The sequence below is a fragment of the Bifidobacterium longum subsp. longum JCM 1217 genome, assembly GCF_000196555.1.
In the GTDB taxonomy this organism is placed as follows: domain Bacteria; phylum Actinomycetota; class Actinomycetes; order Actinomycetales; family Bifidobacteriaceae; genus Bifidobacterium; species Bifidobacterium longum.
The window spans coordinates 480,258-496,115 of record NC_015067.1; the positions used below are offsets into that span (position 1 = coordinate 480,258).

Annotated in this window: 16 protein-coding genes; 9 read left to right on the top strand and 7 right to left on the bottom strand. The window is 59.5% G+C overall.

The genetic code is table 11. From position 1 onward, the window contains the following. Nucleotides 1-494 precede the first annotated feature (494 nt). From BLLJ_RS01950 to trxA, 7 genes are all read right to left on the bottom strand, one after another. Entirely contained in the window at nt 495-929 is a 435-nt protein-coding gene (locus tag BLLJ_RS01950) for a hypothetical protein (protein WP_013582397.1), read from the bottom strand. 278 nt (nt 930-1,207) lie between these two features. Beyond that, entirely contained in the window at nt 1,208-1,807 is a 600-nt protein-coding gene (locus BLLJ_RS01955; RefSeq protein ID WP_256754980.1) for an arsenate reductase/protein-tyrosine-phosphatase family protein, read from the bottom strand. A 142-nt stretch (nt 1,808-1,949) separates the two neighbouring features. After that, on the bottom strand, nt 1,950-2,459 hold the full coding sequence (locus tag BLLJ_RS01960; protein WP_013582399.1) for a hypothetical protein: 510 nt from the start codon (nt 2,457-2,459) through the stop codon (nt 1,950-1,952). Nucleotides 2,460-2,780: 321 nt separating this feature from the next. Beyond that, the gene (locus BLLJ_RS01965; RefSeq protein ID WP_074709857.1) at nt 2,781-2,996 is read right to left on the bottom strand and encodes a helix-turn-helix transcriptional regulator; all 216 of its coding nucleotides are present in this window, start codon (nt 2,994-2,996) and stop codon (nt 2,781-2,783) included. After that, entirely contained in the window at nt 2,986-3,411 is a 426-nt protein-coding gene (locus BLLJ_RS01970; RefSeq protein WP_032740603.1) for a hypothetical protein, read from the bottom strand. The genes BLLJ_RS01965 and BLLJ_RS01970 overlap by 11 nt, the downstream gene beginning before the upstream one ends. Before the next feature lie 129 nt (nt 3,412-3,540). After that, nucleotides 3,541-4,536 (bottom strand): aggregation-promoting factor C-terminal-like domain-containing protein, encoded by a 996-nt coding sequence (locus tag BLLJ_RS01975; RefSeq protein WP_013582402.1) that lies wholly within the window; start codon nt 4,534-4,536, stop codon nt 3,541-3,543. A gap of 69 nt (nt 4,537-4,605) precedes the next feature. After that, nucleotides 4,606-4,980: a thioredoxin gene (gene trxA / locus BLLJ_RS01980; RefSeq protein WP_007051343.1), complete on the bottom strand. Its 375-nt coding sequence runs from the start codon at nt 4,978-4,980 to the stop codon at nt 4,606-4,608. 255 nt (nt 4,981-5,235) lie between these two features. Here trxA and BLLJ_RS01985 point away from each other — a divergent pair, with 255 nt between their 5' ends. The 9 genes from BLLJ_RS01985 to BLLJ_RS02025 all read left to right on the top strand — a co-directional run bounded on the left by BLLJ_RS01985 (nt 5,236) and on the right by BLLJ_RS02025 (nt 15,766). Continuing rightward, the gene (locus BLLJ_RS01985; protein ID WP_013582403.1) at nt 5,236-5,868 is read left to right on the top strand and encodes an NUDIX hydrolase family protein; all 633 of its coding nucleotides are present in this window, start codon (nt 5,236-5,238) and stop codon (nt 5,866-5,868) included. Between the two features lie 127 nt (nt 5,869-5,995). Further along, nucleotides 5,996-6,853 (top strand): alpha/beta fold hydrolase, encoded by an 858-nt coding sequence (locus tag BLLJ_RS01990; protein ID WP_007051340.1) that lies wholly within the window; start codon nt 5,996-5,998, stop codon nt 6,851-6,853. 9 nt (nt 6,854-6,862) lie between these two features. Beyond that, entirely contained in the window at nt 6,863-8,155 is a 1,293-nt protein-coding gene (nudC, locus tag BLLJ_RS01995; RefSeq protein WP_007057649.1) for an NAD(+) diphosphatase, read from the top strand. A 25-nt stretch (nt 8,156-8,180) separates the two neighbouring features. Further along, complete coding sequence (gene gcvH / locus BLLJ_RS02000) at nt 8,181-8,594, top strand: glycine cleavage system protein GcvH (protein WP_007051338.1); 414 nt, start codon at nt 8,181-8,183, stop codon at nt 8,592-8,594. A gap of 66 nt (nt 8,595-8,660) precedes the next feature. Beyond that, complete coding sequence (locus BLLJ_RS02005; protein WP_007057650.1) at nt 8,661-9,992, top strand: App1 family protein; 1,332 nt, start codon at nt 8,661-8,663, stop codon at nt 9,990-9,992. Between the two features lie 60 nt (nt 9,993-10,052). Beyond that, nucleotides 10,053-12,569 carry a S9 family peptidase gene (locus BLLJ_RS02010; protein ID WP_007051336.1) on the top strand — a complete coding sequence of 839 codons (2,517 nt, stop codon included), beginning with the start codon at nt 10,053-10,055 and terminating at the stop codon, nt 12,567-12,569. Between the two features lie 64 nt (nt 12,570-12,633). Further along, nucleotides 12,634-13,665 (top strand): 3-isopropylmalate dehydrogenase, encoded by a 1,032-nt coding sequence (locus tag BLLJ_RS02015; protein WP_007051335.1) that lies wholly within the window; start codon nt 12,634-12,636, stop codon nt 13,663-13,665. A gap of 57 nt (nt 13,666-13,722) precedes the next feature. Continuing rightward, entirely contained in the window at nt 13,723-14,808 is a 1,086-nt protein-coding gene (locus tag BLLJ_RS02020) for a lipoate--protein ligase family protein (RefSeq protein ID WP_013582404.1), read from the top strand. Between the two features lie 238 nt (nt 14,809-15,046). After that, nucleotides 15,047-15,766 (top strand): Crp/Fnr family transcriptional regulator, encoded by a 720-nt coding sequence (locus BLLJ_RS02025; RefSeq protein WP_007051333.1) that lies wholly within the window; start codon nt 15,047-15,049, stop codon nt 15,764-15,766. Nucleotides 15,767-15,858: the final 92 nt, after the last annotated feature.

Sequence of the window (15,858 nt, forward strand, 5' to 3'; positions counted from 1 at the left end):
GGATACTGCGGAAAACACTGCCGAACCCGCCCAACAAACATTGAAGCAATACATTTTTTATTTGCTTCGTTACTGCGTATTCTGCACTCCACATGTGCGAAACGTTGGAATTCCGCCAAAATTTTATTTGCCTGGTATTTGCTTGGGTGGGTCGCAAAGCGCGGTTGCGGCACGATTCTTAGTGGTGGTGCCTTATGGCGTCGGGCTTTCCTCGCAAATCGAGGTAAGGAAACTGGCCCTTAACCCGGAATTTGAAAAAGTAAAAGGTCCCTGGCTGTTCACCAGCCAGAGACCTTTTTGGTAACAACTGAGGTTGAGGAAACCTCGGCAGTTGGGTCCAACGGGGCGAAAGTCTGTGGCGCCGCCGAGAAGATTGCCCCGAAGCTAGCGCGACCTTTCTGCTACAACACAGCATACCAGCATCCATCGAACCTTATCTTTTACGGGTTCCGGCCCCTCGTCTTCAATCAGGGCACCGTTTCAAGGCAGAAGAATCAGGCGGCCTTCTTGCGACCGCGGCGCTTCATGGTGCCGGCGGTGGCATTGGCCGCATCGAAGATCACGGTCTTGCTTTCGGGGTAGGCGGTACCGTTGACGGACTGGTAGGCGATTTCGCCTTCCGGAGCCTCGGGCAGAGTGAAGTATGCCTTCACTGCTTCAATGAGCGTGGCTTCCTTGACGCTTACCGAAGCAGCCTGCTTGCCTTCGGGCTTGCTGAACTTAATGGCGTTGTCGGCCTTGGCGGTGGTCGGGGTCACGGCGATCTGCCTGGTCTTGTCGTTAATCAGCACCTTGACGTACGCCGGGAATCCGAGCACTTCAGCGGTGGCTTTGTTGAAACGAATGGCGGAATCGGTGACGGTCAGAACGGTCTTGCCCACCGGCTTGACCAGCTGAACCTCTTCGAATCCCTGAAGCAATGAAGCCATAATTGCTCTCCTTATTGCATTGGTCACGTTTTTTTTATTTACGTCACTAATTGTAACCAGCTAATTTCGCATTATACAAACCATATGCATGCATGATTGCATAATTGAAGAACATTTGACCTACGTATTGCGCTCCCCGAATAGCACTGATTTAACCAATACCAAGAAAAGCGGAAACAAGAACCCGCAATATCAGCCGTATTGAATATAGAAATATGCAATTTCAACATCGCAATAACTGACGGTCTTTTTGCTGGCTCTATTCGCCGATATCGCATTCAGGCCACAGCGCCGAGCATAATATCGACGCCGTGCTTGATTTCCGCATACACGCGTTCAAACACCTCGCGTGATTGACGATGAGGGTCTTCGGTTTCGAGTGCCGTAGGCAAAAACGGCCGCAGCATAGGTACGCAATCCATGATTTCGATGAGCCTGTCTGCGGCGGTATCGCCGGCAATCGGACCCTCGGCATGCATATATTTGCAAGCGTTCACGAAGTCATTGAACAGAAATACTTTGCGAATAGCCAGTGGATTCTGTTCAAGCAAATCGGAAATTTGCTCACGCTCAAAACACAGAATCAGGTCGGCTTGCCGGCTGATATCGGTGGTGAGAGGGGTGGAAGAATGGGAATTCGCGTCAATGCCGTCGTTCTTCAGCAAATCGATAACCATCGGATCAGCGGGATGCGGGGGATAGTGCAGAGTACCCGCGCTGCGCACGGTGATATTGCCGCTCTGCAAGCCAATTCCTCGGTCGGCAAGCTTGGCTCGGGTGTAGTATTCGGCCATCACGGAACGGCATTGATTGCCGGTGCATACATACATGATTTGCATAACAACGTCCCTTCTCAAGTGTTGTGAGCATTCCCTCATATATTCCAGTGAGCATTCCTCGCGAATATGCGTGCGTTATGTACCGTAGCAATAACATGAAAAAACCGGGAATCATCGACTCCCGGTTCAGTGGTATTCGCGAACTATGCTTCAGCGTCTACTGTTTATTATGTCAGTCACGTCAGCGACGAGTGGTGTTCTTGCGGACGGCGAACAGGGCGATGCCCGCGGCGGCAAGCAGCACAACGGCCACACCGTACGGTGCGATGGCCGCACCGGTGTTGGCGGTGGTAGCAGTCGTGGTACCGGACTGGTCACCGGTTCCGGTTGCCGGAACCTGAATGGTGGCGGTCTTGGTACCGGATACAGCGCCAACAGCCTTGACCGCGATGGTCTTGCCAGCCTGGCTGGCCTTGAACGTGTACAGCAAAGTCAAGGAACCATCTGCCTTGGCAGTGAACGTCTTGGATACTTCAGCGATCTGCTGGACGTCGGCGACGATGGCATCATCGTAGTACACGGTGACGGATTCATTCGGTTGGAATGTGCCTGCAGGGAACGTCACGGTAGCGGTGGTGCCGCTGTAAGTAACCGTTGCACCGTAATCATCAGCCATGGCGGTATTCGTTGCGAAACCAAAGCCCAGAACTGCGGCGATAACGGCCAGCACGGCCATAATCTTCTTCTTCATAACTTCGAACCTCCACAATAGAACCGGTTACTACCGATGAGAAATCGGTTCTTATCAATAGAAAATCGGTCTTCCTTCAATTACAACCCCCAACCATACACCCCCCTTTGTCGGTATATAAGGGGTAATTATGTTAACGGATAAGGGGGGGTGACAACGTGGTCACATCATGTGACAACGTTCGAACATATTGTCGCCGCATTACCGTTGCGGCGGGGTCTCCTGACGTTCTGAAAACGTTGCTATTCCAACGATTGCGGTGATTGGCGATACGTGCATGGTAAACAACAGGGAAATTTTTTTCTGCGACACGCCGACGGGCTACTCGGATTCTGATTCGTACTCGTCGTCAAAACTGAACAGGTCCTCTACGGTGGTGCCGAACACCCGCGCCAAATCCATGGCCAGACGCAATGATGGGCAGTATTGCCCCTGTTCCAGCCTTCCTATGGTCTCACGTCGCACGTTGACCAGATCGGCGAGGTCGGATTGCTTCATACCGCGTTGGAGTCGGTGAAGTTTCAGACTAGTCTTCATCGTCGCCTCCGGTGCCGGTATCGTGTTCCAGCCATAGATATCGAATATCGGAAATGGCCAAGGCACACATGGCCAATGCGGGCAGTAGCATTGGCGGAATAATGTGAACTATCGAGCGGTCAATCAGATTCAGTGTGGTGTAGATGAAACCGACAATTACCAGAATGCCCACCAAACTGACCAGCGCGAATTGCATGGCCGCGCTTTGATGCATATCGGAAAGCTCGTCGCGTCGCGGGTTCTGCCGTCGGAATACAGTCATGCCCCATACTTCGCCGCCGATCCACAACAGCGCCGCGATCGCTGCCACGATTACTCCGAGCAGGTTATTGCCAATAAGAGCCATCAGCATGCAGGCAATGGCACCTATGGATTCAAGGATGGCACGAAAGCAAATATACCGATTAAAGGTCATGGCCGTCTCCGTGAATTATGCGAGCGATATTGAATTGCATACGCAATTATAAAGTTAGGGGGGTAACCCCTTGTGTGGTGGTTAGGCCAACCGGCGGAGGCTCTTTGCGTAGACCGAGAATAATCGCAATCAGTAATTGTTATGGGCGATCCAGTAGTTGTACGCTGCGACGATGCCGCCGTAGCGCTGCTCGCAGTAGCTGATGAACCACTTGAACTGGGTCTTGTAGTTGGTCTGCCAGTCCGCACCGGCGGAAGCCATCTTGCTACCGGGGTAGGCCTGACCCAAGCCATAAGCACCAGACGTGGGGTTGGTGGCGGTGGGGCTCCAACCGGACTCGTGGTTGATGATGTAGTTCGCAGCGGTGAAGTCCGCTTCGCTATACCCGTTGTCCAACAGATACTGATGCGCCCAGGACTGCACTTCTCCAGCCGGAACAGTGGTGCCGAGATCGGCCGACGACGGCGACTTGGTGGAACCAGTGCCCACTAGGATCACCTTATCCACCGGGGCCTTCTTGACCCATGAGGCGAATACGTTGGAAGAGACGACCTTGTCGCCGGCTCGCTTGACCAGCGAGGTGGTCTCCATAATGCCCTTCTGGCCCTCGGTCTCGACCTTTTCCTGACCCTTGGGCAGGCTGCTGGTCTCCTTGCGCACTTCATTGAAGGCGATCTCGGTATCGTTGGTCTCCACATCGGCATCCGCGCGATTAATGGTGACCACGGTGGCCTCGGTGACCTTGGATTTCAGCGAGGGAGATATGGCATCATCCGGGTCAAGCGTGATATCACCCGTCTCCAGCACGTCCTTGACGGTGGTCATGTTGGCTTTTTCGCCAAGTACTACGCGCGAATCGCCATTAATCTTCACCGTAACGAACGTGGTGTTCTTGTCGGCGCTGTTGATTGCGCCACGAGTGGCAGAACGGGATGCGGCCGAATCGGTGGCGGAGAACGAAGTGATGGTGGAAATCGGCTTCACATCATCAGCATGGTAGAAACTGCGCGACACCAATCCCGCCGTGCCGAGCAGACCTGCCGCGGCCACCACAGCCGCGATCTTCATCCACTGGCGCTTGTTCAACGGCCTGAGCATAAGGGTTGGCTTGGCATGTCTCGTCATTGCGCTCCTTGATCGGATTTCACACTGCCCACCATGATAGGCGGCGCAGTGGATGAAGGAAAATCAGGCTCAGGCCTGCTGGTCGGCACCGGACTGGGCGGCCTTGGCGGCGGCCAGATCGAGTGCCTTGGCCTGGGCGATCAGATCGTCGAGATCGGCGGCCTGCAGCGCGCCGGCCTGCTGGAAGATGACCTCGCCCTGCTTGGCGATCATCAGCGTGGGCACCGCCTGGATGCCGGCGGCCTGGGCCAGATCCTGGTTGGCGTCGATATCAACCTTGACGAAGGCGATGTTCGCGTTCTCCGGCTCGTTGGAGGCCGCCTCGAAAATCGGGCCGAACGCGCGGCACGGGCCGCACCAGGTGGCCCAGAAGTCAACGAACACGATTTCGTTGTCGGTGATGGTCTTCTCGAAATCGGCGGAGGTGATGGCGGTGGTTGCCATGATGTTCCCTTCTTTTGTGTTTTCCTTGGCGTCGCCGTACGGCCCTCGTGCGTGGCCGCCGGGCGATTGCCTTATTCATGCAATACGTCTTGGCGCTTGGAGCCGTGCGGTTCGTGGCCGTCGGCTCCCTGCTGGCTACCAGCTTCCCAGCACCACCCAACATTTGTGTCGTATTTTCCGCCGCCGGCCAAACGTTTCCCAAGATTTCGCTGGAAGGTGACGCGCGGCGCGCTGTGACGCGCAATAATGGGATGCATGCCAGTCATGAATGATGAAGTGCCCGACGAGGGCGATTATGATGCCGGCCGTGGCCGCGGCGAATTCGACAACATCACGCCCGAGGACTTCATCCACGGAGGCGGTTCTGGCCATGGCAACCCGCCGGGCTGGCTGGGGCCGTCCGACATCAACCGGGCGCGCCATCAGATGCCCATCGCGTATGTGGAGATCGTGCCCGTACGCACCGATGAGATGGGCCGCATCTCCCAGGTGGGCTCGCTGCTGCGCGTATCCGATGACGGGTCGATCGAACGCACGCTGATCACCGGCCGTGTGCTGTACCACGAGACGCTGCGCGAGGCCATCGCCCGCAATGTGGCCAAGGACCTGGGCGACATCGCCCTGCCGCTGCTGCCGGTCGGACTCCAGCCATTCACCGTGGCCGAATTCTTCCCCACGCCGGGACTGAGCGAATACTACGATCCGCGCCAGCACGCCATCGCCCTGTGCTACATGGTGCCCATCGCCGGCGACTGCAAGCCGCAGGACGAGACGCTGGATGTGGAATGGGTGGATCCCAAGAGCGACGTAATGAACACGTTCGTGGCGCAGATGGTCAACGGCCACGGGCGCATCGTGCGGCAGGCGTTGGCCTGGGCCGGAATCTGACAGTTGTTTTGCCTTCCGTTGGCGGGGATGGCGCGTAGCGACGGAGGGCGGTCCGCTTTGAGACCGCTCCCAGCCGACTGTGTCGACAGCTCCGCCAGTGGGGCGCGAATGTGAAGGAGTAACGACAATGGCAATCGAATTGGCCAATCATATCTACCGCGACGGCGAAGGCGTGCCGGTGGTGCTGATGAACGCCTACCCGGTGGACCACCGCATGTGGGACGTGTGCGCGAAGGCGCTCGCCGATTTCGCCGACCTGAACGATGTGCCGGACTTCCCGATTTGGGCTCCGGACATGGCCGGCTCCGGCGCATCCCCGGTGCCGAGCGACGCCGATTCGGGCCCCCGCATGGCGAACGGCGCGTACAGCGAGGCGTTGGATCGCCTGGCCGGAGCCTACGTGGACCTGATCAAGGCCGCCGGCTATGAGCAGGCGATTTGGGTCGGGCTGTCGATGGGCGGCTACGTGGCGATGGACATCCAGCGCCTGTACCCCGAAACGGTGGCCGGACTGGCCTTGTGTGACACGATGGCCGCGTCCGACGGCGTGGGCGGAGAGAACCGACTGAAGATGGCGGACGCCGCCGAACAGACGAACTCGGTCGAACCGGTGATGCACTTCGCGCAGCCGGCCGATGGCGATTCCACCGTCAAGAAGACTCCTGAATTCATCGCGACCATGACCGGCTGGATCAACGAACAGAACCCGGCTGGTCTGGCCTGGCGTCAGCGCATGACCTACGGACGTCCTGAACTGGGGGCGGTGCCGGAAACGATCAGCGCACCGAGCCTGGTGGTATCCGGCGAACTGGACCCCTCCAGCAATCCGAGTGTGATGCGGCCGCTCGCCGAACGAATCACCGGCGCTGAATTCATCGATATTCCGGACTGCGGCCATTTCAGTGCCGTCGAACATCCGGATACCGTGGCGCGAGCACTGCTCTCGCTCGTCAAGCGCGTGCAGAGCGCGCAGAAGAACGCATAGGAGACTTCGATGACCGCTGACATTCATTTCTCGCCTCTGGCACTGACCCATGCGCTGCCGTTCCTGCCGCTCGCACAAGGTGACATCGACTATCAGGTGGACCGGCGCAGCGAACCCGGCCTGATCGACGAGCTGTTGGCCGAGCCGACCACCAAAGTCGTGCTTACGCGCGGCGGACTTGTCGCCGTACCGCGCGGCCAAGGCGAGCTTGTGGACTATGAGAACGTGAAAATGCGGCTCGCCACGTTGCCGGGCGCCTATGTGTCCGCCGAACTGGCACGCTACCCCGAAGCGGTCGCCATGTTCCTTGGCTCCTATGTCGGGGCGCGCGGCGAATCCGTGGTCGCCGTGGATATCACGCGCGTGCCGGAAGCCGGCGTTCCCGGTGTTGGCGGGATTGCCGGTGTTGGCGGTGCCGTCGGCGGCGTGCTCGGCACCCAGGATTCCGGCACTGTGGACGGCGCGCTGGGCAAGAACGGCATCAGCGGAGGTGCTGCCGCCGGAATACGGCAGCCGGGAAACGCCAAGGGTAATGGCGGCGTAGCCGCAGCCAAAATCGCCGGGCCGCTCGGTGTACCGGATTCGGCCGGGCAAGGTGCGGACGATGCCTTCGATGATTCGGTCGGCGCGCCCGTACAGCCCTTGGCCCCGAAGCCCACGCTGCTGCAACAGGCCGTGACCCGGTTCGACTGGGTGGACCTGCGCGGATTTGCCCCTCACTCCAACGCGCGCGAGGCCGGGCAAGCCACCAGTGCCATCACCTTAAGCATCTGGCACAGCCGCCAGCGGTTCTGTCCCACCTGTGGCGCGGCGGTCCGGCCGGCGCTCGCCGGATGGGCGCAGCGATGCACCAACGAGGCGGACGGCAACCGTGTGCTGTTCCCGCGCGTGGAGCCGGCGGTCATTACCGCCATCGTGGACGGGCACGACCGTCTGCTGCTGCAACACAACGCGGCATGGAAGGATTCGAGGCTGTATTCGGTGTCCGCCGGATTTGTGGAGGCGGGGGAGAACCTTGAACACGCCTGCCGCCGCGAGGCCATGGAAGAGACCGGCATCAAGCTTGGCGAGGTGCGGTACCTGGGTTCGCAGCCGTGGCCGTTCCCGGCTTCGCTGATGATGGCGTTCAAGGCACATGCGATCACCACCGACGTGCGTGTGGACGGCGAGGAGACCATGACCGCGCGATGGGTCACACGCGACGAATACACGGCCGAGCTCATCGCCGGCCGTATGGTGGCGCCGGGCCGCGCCACCATCGCCCGCTACATGATTGAGGAATGGCTCGGTCGCGAGCTGTGACGGACCGCGAAGATAGGTTAGGCTTATGACTATGAGTGATGACAACGAAAACGAACAGCCGCTGAATCTCGACATTCCCGACCACCTCGAATACTCCGAGGAGCATGCGTGGGTGGACCGTTCGGTCGACCCCGCAATCATCGGCATCACCGAATACGCCGCCGACCAGCTTGGCGAACTTGTGTTCGTGGATCTGCCTGAGCCTGGCGCCCGTGTGGAGGCCGGCGACGAGATCGTGGAGCTTGAATCCTCCAAGGCCGTCCAGCCGCTGATCAGCCCCGTGGCGGGTACGGTCAAGTATGTGAACCGTGACGTGGCGGACGACCCGTCCGTGGTCAACGGCGATCCGTACGGCGAAGGCTGGCTGCTGAAGGTCGAGCTTGACGACGATGAGCCGGAGCTGCTGAGCGCCGACGAATACGCGAAGGTCGTGCGGTAGTTCCTTTTGAGCTCCCCTCTCTGAGGGGAGCCAAGAAAATGAGGCGTATGGCCTATATTGGTGTCTATGAGAAGCCCACGCGAGGATTTTGAGGCGGCAGGCAAGCGACTGCCTTGGGATGCTGCTGCTTGCAATGCAGCGCTGTCCGCCACCGCGCCAGTCTCTGACGTCAAGGCATCCGCCAATGGTGCCGACAATGCCAGCAACGCTGAACATTCCGATGACATGCCCACCGTGCCGATTCCCGCACGCAAGGCTGCCACGACGTTCGACACCCCCTCCAAGCGTGAGCGCATCGAAGTCAAGCCGCCGATCACCCGATTCATACGTCGTGCCGTCACCCGCGTGTTCGGTGTATGGTCACGCATCTCCACTCAGGTGGTGCGCCAATGGGACTGGTATCCGCGAGTGGAACCCTATGTGGGTTATGGTACCGGCGATTACTCGCGTCTGATCTGCCGCACGGTATACGCCCCCAGGCACGCGCAATCCGGCGAACTGATCCGTGGCATCCGCGGCATGCTTGCCATACCCGCGCCGCGCACCCACGTGCAGGCCAGCATTGATGACATGCCGCTCAACACCGTGCAGATCGGTGTCTCCGAGGTCTATGACAAGGTGGACCGCACGCGCGATCTCGGCAGCGAATACGCCATCTCCGATTCCGCCGGATATCTCGACCTCGTGGCCGAGCATCGTCTGGTGCCCGGCATCCATCGCGTCTCCTACAGCGTGGCCAACCGCAAACCCGTGAGCGCCAACCTGTACACCATCCCCGCCAGTGCCAAAGTCGGCATCATCTCCGATGTGGACGACACCATCATGATCACGCAGGCCCCGGTGCCATGGAAGGCCGCGTACAACCTGCTGTTCCTCGACCCCAAGAAGAAAGCCTCCGTGCCGGGCATGAGCGTGCTGTTCACCCGCATCGCCGACCTGTTCCCCGGCGCACCGTTCTTCTATCTTTCGACATCGCCCTGGAATGTGGAGAGTTCGATTCGCAACTTCATCACTGACCATGGTTTTCCCGAAGGCCCGCTGCTGCTGCGCGACCTCGACCCGAGGCCCAAGACCTTCGTACCCACCGGCCCCCAGCACAAACTTGAGTTTGCCGAACAACTTATGGCCGACTTCCCAGACATGAAGTTCATTCTGGTGGGCGATGACGGGCAGAAAGACCCGACCACGTACGCCACCATCGCCCGCAGATATCCCGGACGTGTACTGGCGATCGTCATTCGTGAGTTGAGCCCGCGCGAATCAACCGGATTGGCGTCGGTGACGGGGCTCACCTCGACCCAGCCGACTCCGGTAACCGATGTGCCAGTATTCACCGGCACCACAGGCTCGAACATTCTGAAGACCATGCTGCCGTATCTGAAGACGGTGTTGCGATAGGCGCGGCGTGATGAACACTGAATGCGTCCCGGTGCGGTGCCTCGCCTATAATCGCGTGGTATGACTGACGAGAGCACAAACGCCGCGGCCGCGATGCCGCCTTACGCCAAGCGCGAGCCGAAGCGCCGCGAATTCCACGGTGACGTTTTCGAAGACGATTACGAGTGGATGCGAGACAAAGACTCCGATGATGTGCGCAGCTACGTAGCTGCCGAAAACCAGTACTGCGAGCGTCGCATGGCGCATCTGGCGGATTTCCGGCATACGTTGTTTGAAGAGCTGAAATCGCATGTGGAAGAGACTGATATGTCGGTTCCCACGCGCGTCAATGATTACTGGTACTTCACCCGCACGCAGCAGGGCAAACAGTATGGCGTGCAATGCCGCATCCCCGTGCGCGATGCCGATGACTGGGACCCGCCGGTCGTGGATCCGCAAGGCGCGCCCGGCTCCATGCCCGGTGAACAGGTCGTTTTTGATGCGAACAAGGAATCCGAGGGGCATGACTTCTTCCGGCTCGGCGGCTTGGATCTGAGCAAGGACGGCCGTTGGATGCTGTACGGCGTGGATGTTGCGGGAGACGAGCGATATGATTTCCGCATTCGCGACCTTGCCGGGCTGGAGACCGGGGAGCCGGTCAGCGAACTGCCCGAACAGTTCACCGGCATTGGCAGCGCATGCTTCACGCCGGACGGCCAATGGGTGTTCTGGGTGGAATTGGACGATTCCTGGCGGCCGCTCGCTGTGTGGCGGCATCGTGTTGGCACGGCGGTCGAATCGGATGTGTGCGTGTACCGAGAAACCGATGAACGGTTCTGGGTGGGCGTTGGCATCAGTTTTGATGAGCGCAATATCGTGATCGGCACCGGTTCCAAAACCACCACCGAAGTGCTGATGCTGCCGGTGGCCACGCCTGAAGGCGAATTCCAAGCTTTCATTCCGCGTCAGAACGATATTGAATATGATGTGAGCTTTGCCTGTTTTGAAGGCGCGGGGGAGAACGGTGCGGATGTGCCACTCGCCGTGGTCTATCACAACGCTGCCAATCCGAATTTCGAAATCGACGTCATTGACATGCGTGGCCATGAGCCGCCGTACCGACTCGGCGAAGGCGTGTGCATTGCCGCCGGGTCGCCGTACGGCTGTGAACATGGTGAGCCGGATAAGCCGATTACCGAGGCATACTTCAACGCCGTCAATCCGGCGATATTGCAGGGTGCCCACGGTCTGGGCATCGAAGGCATCGCGTTGCATCGCAACTTTGTGTCCCTGAGCTACCGTGCCGACGGCCAGCCGCACGTGGCATACATGACCAAGAGCGCGGCTGCCGCCGACTTCCTGGCCGGACGGCCGTGGCGGTTTACGGAATTGCTGCCGCCTGCCCTGGAGGACGACTGGGACATGGTTGCCGACGATCGCGAAAACTTCACCGGCGATCATGGCGAAATCTTGTGGACCGAAGATGAGGCCCCCACGGATCACACGTCATCTTCCGATGGTGCTAGCGACGACCACCTGCCCGGTGAGACCCGGCGCTTGTACACCATCGGCGTCGGCGGCAACCCCTCGTATGAGGCGCCGCGCATGCGCTACTCGTTCGCCAGCTACACCCGCCCGGGCGAGTTGCACGAAATCGATCCCGCCACCGGTGAAGATGCGCTGCTGAAGCGAGCCACCGTGTTGGGCAACTTCAATCCACGCGATTACATGGAACGCCGTGTGTGGATTACCGCGCGCGACGGCGAACGCATTCCTGTTTCCCTCGTCTGGCACCGCGATTGCCCGGCGCAGGATTCGCCGATGTTCATTACCGGATATGGTGCATACGAGATTTCCTCCGATCCGGGGTTCTCGGTCTCTCGTCTGAGCATGTTGGATCGCGGTGTGCTGTACGCCGTGCCGCATATTCGTGGCGGCGGCGAAATGGGACGCGCCTGGTATGAGCAGGGGCGCAGACTGAACAAGAAGCATTCCTTTGAGGACTTCGTGGACGCCACACGCGCGCTGCAGAAGGCGCATTTGGCTGATGCTTGGCGCACCGTGGCCAACGGCGGATCCGCTGGCGGCCTGCTGATGGGCGCGATTGCCAATATGGCGCCCGAATGCTACGCCGGTGTTGAGGCGGATGTGCCGTTCGTGGACGCGTTGACCTCCATTCTTGACCCGGACTTGCCGTTGACCGTCACCGAATGGGACGAATGGGGAGACCCGTTGCATGACCCTGAGGTGTATCAGTACATGAAGTCGTACACGCCATACGAGAATGTGCCGGTCGCCGTGCTCGAGGGCGGCAACGACGAGGCTGCCGGTGACGGCAGTGCTGATGGGGCGGCCACCGGCGCGGTCGCCGCCGCGCAATTCCCGAGAATCTTCATTACCACCTCGATGAACGACACCCGCGTGCTGTACGTCGAGCCGCTCAAATGGCTGGCCCGTTTGCAGTCCGCCGGCGTGGACGCGGTGGCCAAGATTGAGGTCGAGGCCGGTCACGGCGGTCTATCCGGGCGTTACAAGCAATGGGAAGAGGTTTCCTATGAGAACGCTTGGTGCATGGATGTGATGGGGCTCGCTCATTAGGCCATGTCCACTAGCTGAGCGGGTTCGGGCCGGCAGGTGATAGCGCGAGTAGGCTCCTTGAACTATGGCAAAGACATATAAAATCGCCGTTATTCCCGGCGACGGTATTGGCAAGGAAGTCACTCCGTGGGCTCAGAAGGCTTTGGAAAAGGCCGCTGAAGGCGTAGCTGACTTCGAGTACGAGAACTTCGACTTGGGTGCCGAGCGTTATCTGCGCGATGGTGCGATTCTGCCCGAGGACGAAGAGGAGCGCATCAAGGCCAACGACGCGATTCTGCTCGGTGCCGTGGGCGATCCGCGCATCAAGGCCGGCATTCTGGAACGCGGCCTGCTGCTCAAGCTCCGCTTCGACCTCGACCAGTACGTGAACCTGCGCCCCTCCAAGCTGTACAAGGGCGTCACCTCGCCGCTCGCCAACCCCGGCGACATCGACTTCGTGGTGGTACGTGAAGGCACCGAAGGTCTGTACTGCGGTGCCGGCGGCGCGGTGCGCCGCAACACCCCGCAGGAGGTGGCCACCGAGGTGTCCATCAATACCGCATACGGTGTGGAGCGTGTGGTGCGTTACGCCTTCAAGCTCGCTATGAAGCGCAAGAAGCACGTCACCCTGGTGCACAAGAAGAACGTGCTCGTCAACGCCGGTGATATGTGGCAGCGCATCGTCGACAAGGTCGGCGAGGAATACCCTGAGGTCACCCACGACTACCAGCACATTGATGCGGCCACCATCTTCCTGGTCTCCGACCCGAGCCGTTTCGATGTGATTCTCACCGACAACCTCTTTGGCGACATTCTGACCGATGAGGCCGGCTCCGTGGTGGGCGGCGTGGGCTACTCCGCCTCCGGCTGCATCAACGCCTCCGACGAGTTCCCGTCCATGTTCGAGCCGATTCACGGTTCCGCTCCGGACATCGCCGGTCAGAACAAGGCCAACCCGACCGCCGCCATCCTCTCCGCCGCCATGCTGCTCGAGCATCTCGGCTTTGATGATGCGGCCAAGAAGATCCATACCGCCGTCGAAGCGGACATCGAGGAGCTCGGCTCCACCGTGCGCTCCACCGACCAGGTCGGCAAGGACATTCTGGCCCGCATGTGACCTCAAACCTGGCTCCCCTCGCTGAGGGGAGCCAGAAAACTCTCTATACTGAGTTGCATGCAAATGCGACATGGGGAATGCAAAACCGTTGGCAGCAAACTAGTCGCCGTGACCGTATCCGTCGATGATGACGGCACCGCACAGTCATGCCATATCAGCGGTGATTTCTTTATTGAATCAGTTTCGGATGCCGAATCCCATGCTTTGTTGCATGACCTGGAACGAGCTCTAATTAGCGATGATTCATTGCGGTCCGTATTGGACGCTCATCCTAGTTGCCAAATTATCGGCACAGATGAAGTTGCCATCAAAACCGCATACAGCCGAGCCGTAAGCAGCAACTTACCCCCGCTGGCGGGGGCTCCAGCGCAGCGGGTGGGGGTGGGCAGCCCCGATGCGCCGAACATCCCAGCATCCATCAATACACAAACCAAGCAGCCCGACAAAAGCTCTGAATACCGGGAGCGCTGGAACGCCCTCAAGCCTCAACTCACCGTGATCCACGACCATCCGCGTACTCCGGACGAGCAAATGGCCATTGACGAGACCTGGGCGCGTGAAGTCGCAGCAGGAACACGACAGCCGACCATCCGATTATGGGAGTGGGCGGGCCCGGCTGTGGTCATCGGCCGTTTCCAATCGGCCCAGGACGAGGTGAATCTGGACATTGCCAAGCAGCTCGGCTTCGACGTGGTACGCCGTTGCACGGGTGGCGGAGCGATGTTTATCGAACCGGGCAACACCATTACCTATTCTCTGTATGCGCCGCTCGATTTCGTTCAGGGCGTAAGCATCGAAGAATCCTACCGGCTCTGTGACTGGTGGCTGGTCGAAGCGCTGCGCGAACTTGGCTTGGATGTGCGGTTCGCGGGCCTCAATGATATCGCCTCGCAGTACGGCAAGATCGGGGGAGCGGCGCAGCGGCGCTTCCCCGTAGGCTCAGGCGGCGCGGTGCTGCACCATGTGACCATGGCGTATGACATCGATGCGGCCAAGATGAGCCGTGTGCTCAACACCAGTCGCGAGAAGATGTCAGACAAAGCGGTGAAATCAGCGGTCAAACGCGTGGACCCGATGAAAAGCCAGACGGGTCTCAGCCGCGAACACATCGTCGAGCACCTTATTGACTGGTTTGCGGCGTGATTTCACCGATGGCCGTATACGATTTTGCCGGTGGCCGTGCGCGGTTTTGTCATGGGCGAGCGCGGTAGCCGCGACAGTGCCGTTTTTCGCGGTAACGCATTCGTCAGCATGTCGTACGGCTATCGGATCGTGCCACACATGAAGTGACGAATGAGGGCATGCTCCTGACGAAACCTGTGGGGCGCGTTACAATATGACGGATGGGCGACGACGGTCATAGGACAATAAGGATGGTGCGATGAGCTTGGAAACGCCAAACGCTTTTGCTGACGAGGAAAACATCCTGTTGCATACGGCATTGTTCAAGCAGGTATCGCCAGCCGAAGCCGAGGAGCTGTTGCCGCATTTGAAGCATGCGACGTTCGATAAAGGCGACTATATCTTCTCCGAAGGCGATACCGATCAGCGCATGTATTTACTGGAGCAGGGGCGCGTCAAGCTGATTCGCACTTCTTCCGATGACCGCGTGCAGCTGCTGTCCATCCACGCGCCGGGCGAAGTGCTTGGCGAGATTCCGGTATTCGACCCTCATGGTGGCCCGCGCACCGCGTCCGCGGTGTCCATGAGCCATGGCACGCGCGTGGTCTGGCTGGAGCATGATGCCCTGTTCGCATGGCTTGATGAGCATCCGCGTGTGGCCATCGACATGTTGCAGGTCATGGCCAGCCGCCAGCGCGGCAACAACGAACGCATCTCCGACTTGGTATTCATGGATGTGCCGGCGCGTCTGGCCAAGACATTGCTCAACTTGGGCTCACGTTTCGGCGAGCCGGTGGAACAGGGCCTCAAAGTGCCGCATGACCTGACTCAGGAAGAGCTGGCCCAACTGGTGGGCTCCAGTCGTGAGACCGTGAACAAGGCGTTGATGGACTTTTCCAACCGCGGATGGATCGCACGTGACGGCCGATCGATCATCATCTTCCAGCCCGGTATGCTGATTCGACGCTCGCGGCGCTGACCGTTCGGCTGACTTCCAGCCAATGTTACGCTAGTGCGATTCTTGTGATGATATGTTCACGGGAGCTGACCGTAAGCCCGGTTGGTAGGGCA

Coding starts and splice junctions, on each gene's coding strand:
- BLLJ_RS01965 (WP_074709857.1), bottom strand. CDS start 2,996: ATGAAGACTAGTCTGAAACTTCACCGACTCCAACGCGGTATGAAGCAA.
- BLLJ_RS02015 (WP_007051335.1), top strand. CDS start 12,634: ATGGCAAAGACATATAAAATCGCCGTTATTCCCGGCGACGGTATTGGC.
- BLLJ_RS01955 (WP_256754980.1), bottom strand. CDS start 1,807: ATGAGGGAATGCTCACAACACTTGAGAAGGGACGTTGTTATGCAAATC.
- BLLJ_RS01950 (WP_013582397.1), bottom strand. CDS start 929: ATGGCTTCATTGCTTCAGGGATTCGAAGAGGTTCAGCTGGTCAAGCCG.
- BLLJ_RS02025 (WP_007051333.1), top strand. CDS start 15,047: ATGAGCTTGGAAACGCCAAACGCTTTTGCTGACGAGGAAAACATCCTG.
- BLLJ_RS02005 (WP_007057650.1), top strand. CDS start 8,661: ATGAGAAGCCCACGCGAGGATTTTGAGGCGGCAGGCAAGCGACTGCCT.
- BLLJ_RS02010 (WP_007051336.1), top strand. CDS start 10,053: ATGACTGACGAGAGCACAAACGCCGCGGCCGCGATGCCGCCTTACGCC.
- BLLJ_RS01990 (WP_007051340.1), top strand. CDS start 5,996: ATGGCAATCGAATTGGCCAATCATATCTACCGCGACGGCGAAGGCGTG.
- BLLJ_RS01960 (WP_013582399.1), bottom strand. CDS start 2,459: ATGAAGAAGAAGATTATGGCCGTGCTGGCCGTTATCGCCGCAGTTCTG.
- nudC (WP_007057649.1), top strand. CDS start 6,863: ATGACCGCTGACATTCATTTCTCGCCTCTGGCACTGACCCATGCGCTG.
- BLLJ_RS02020 (WP_013582404.1), top strand. CDS start 13,723: ATGCAAATGCGACATGGGGAATGCAAAACCGTTGGCAGCAAACTAGTC.
- BLLJ_RS01970 (WP_032740603.1), bottom strand. CDS start 3,411: ATGACCTTTAATCGGTATATTTGCTTTCGTGCCATCCTTGAATCCATA.
- BLLJ_RS01985 (WP_013582403.1), top strand. CDS start 5,236: ATGCCAGTCATGAATGATGAAGTGCCCGACGAGGGCGATTATGATGCC.
- gcvH (WP_007051338.1), top strand. CDS start 8,181: ATGACTATGAGTGATGACAACGAAAACGAACAGCCGCTGAATCTCGAC.
- trxA (WP_007051343.1), bottom strand. CDS start 4,980: ATGGCAACCACCGCCATCACCTCCGCCGATTTCGAGAAGACCATCACC.
- BLLJ_RS01975 (WP_013582402.1), bottom strand. CDS start 4,536: ATGACGAGACATGCCAAGCCAACCCTTATGCTCAGGCCGTTGAACAAG.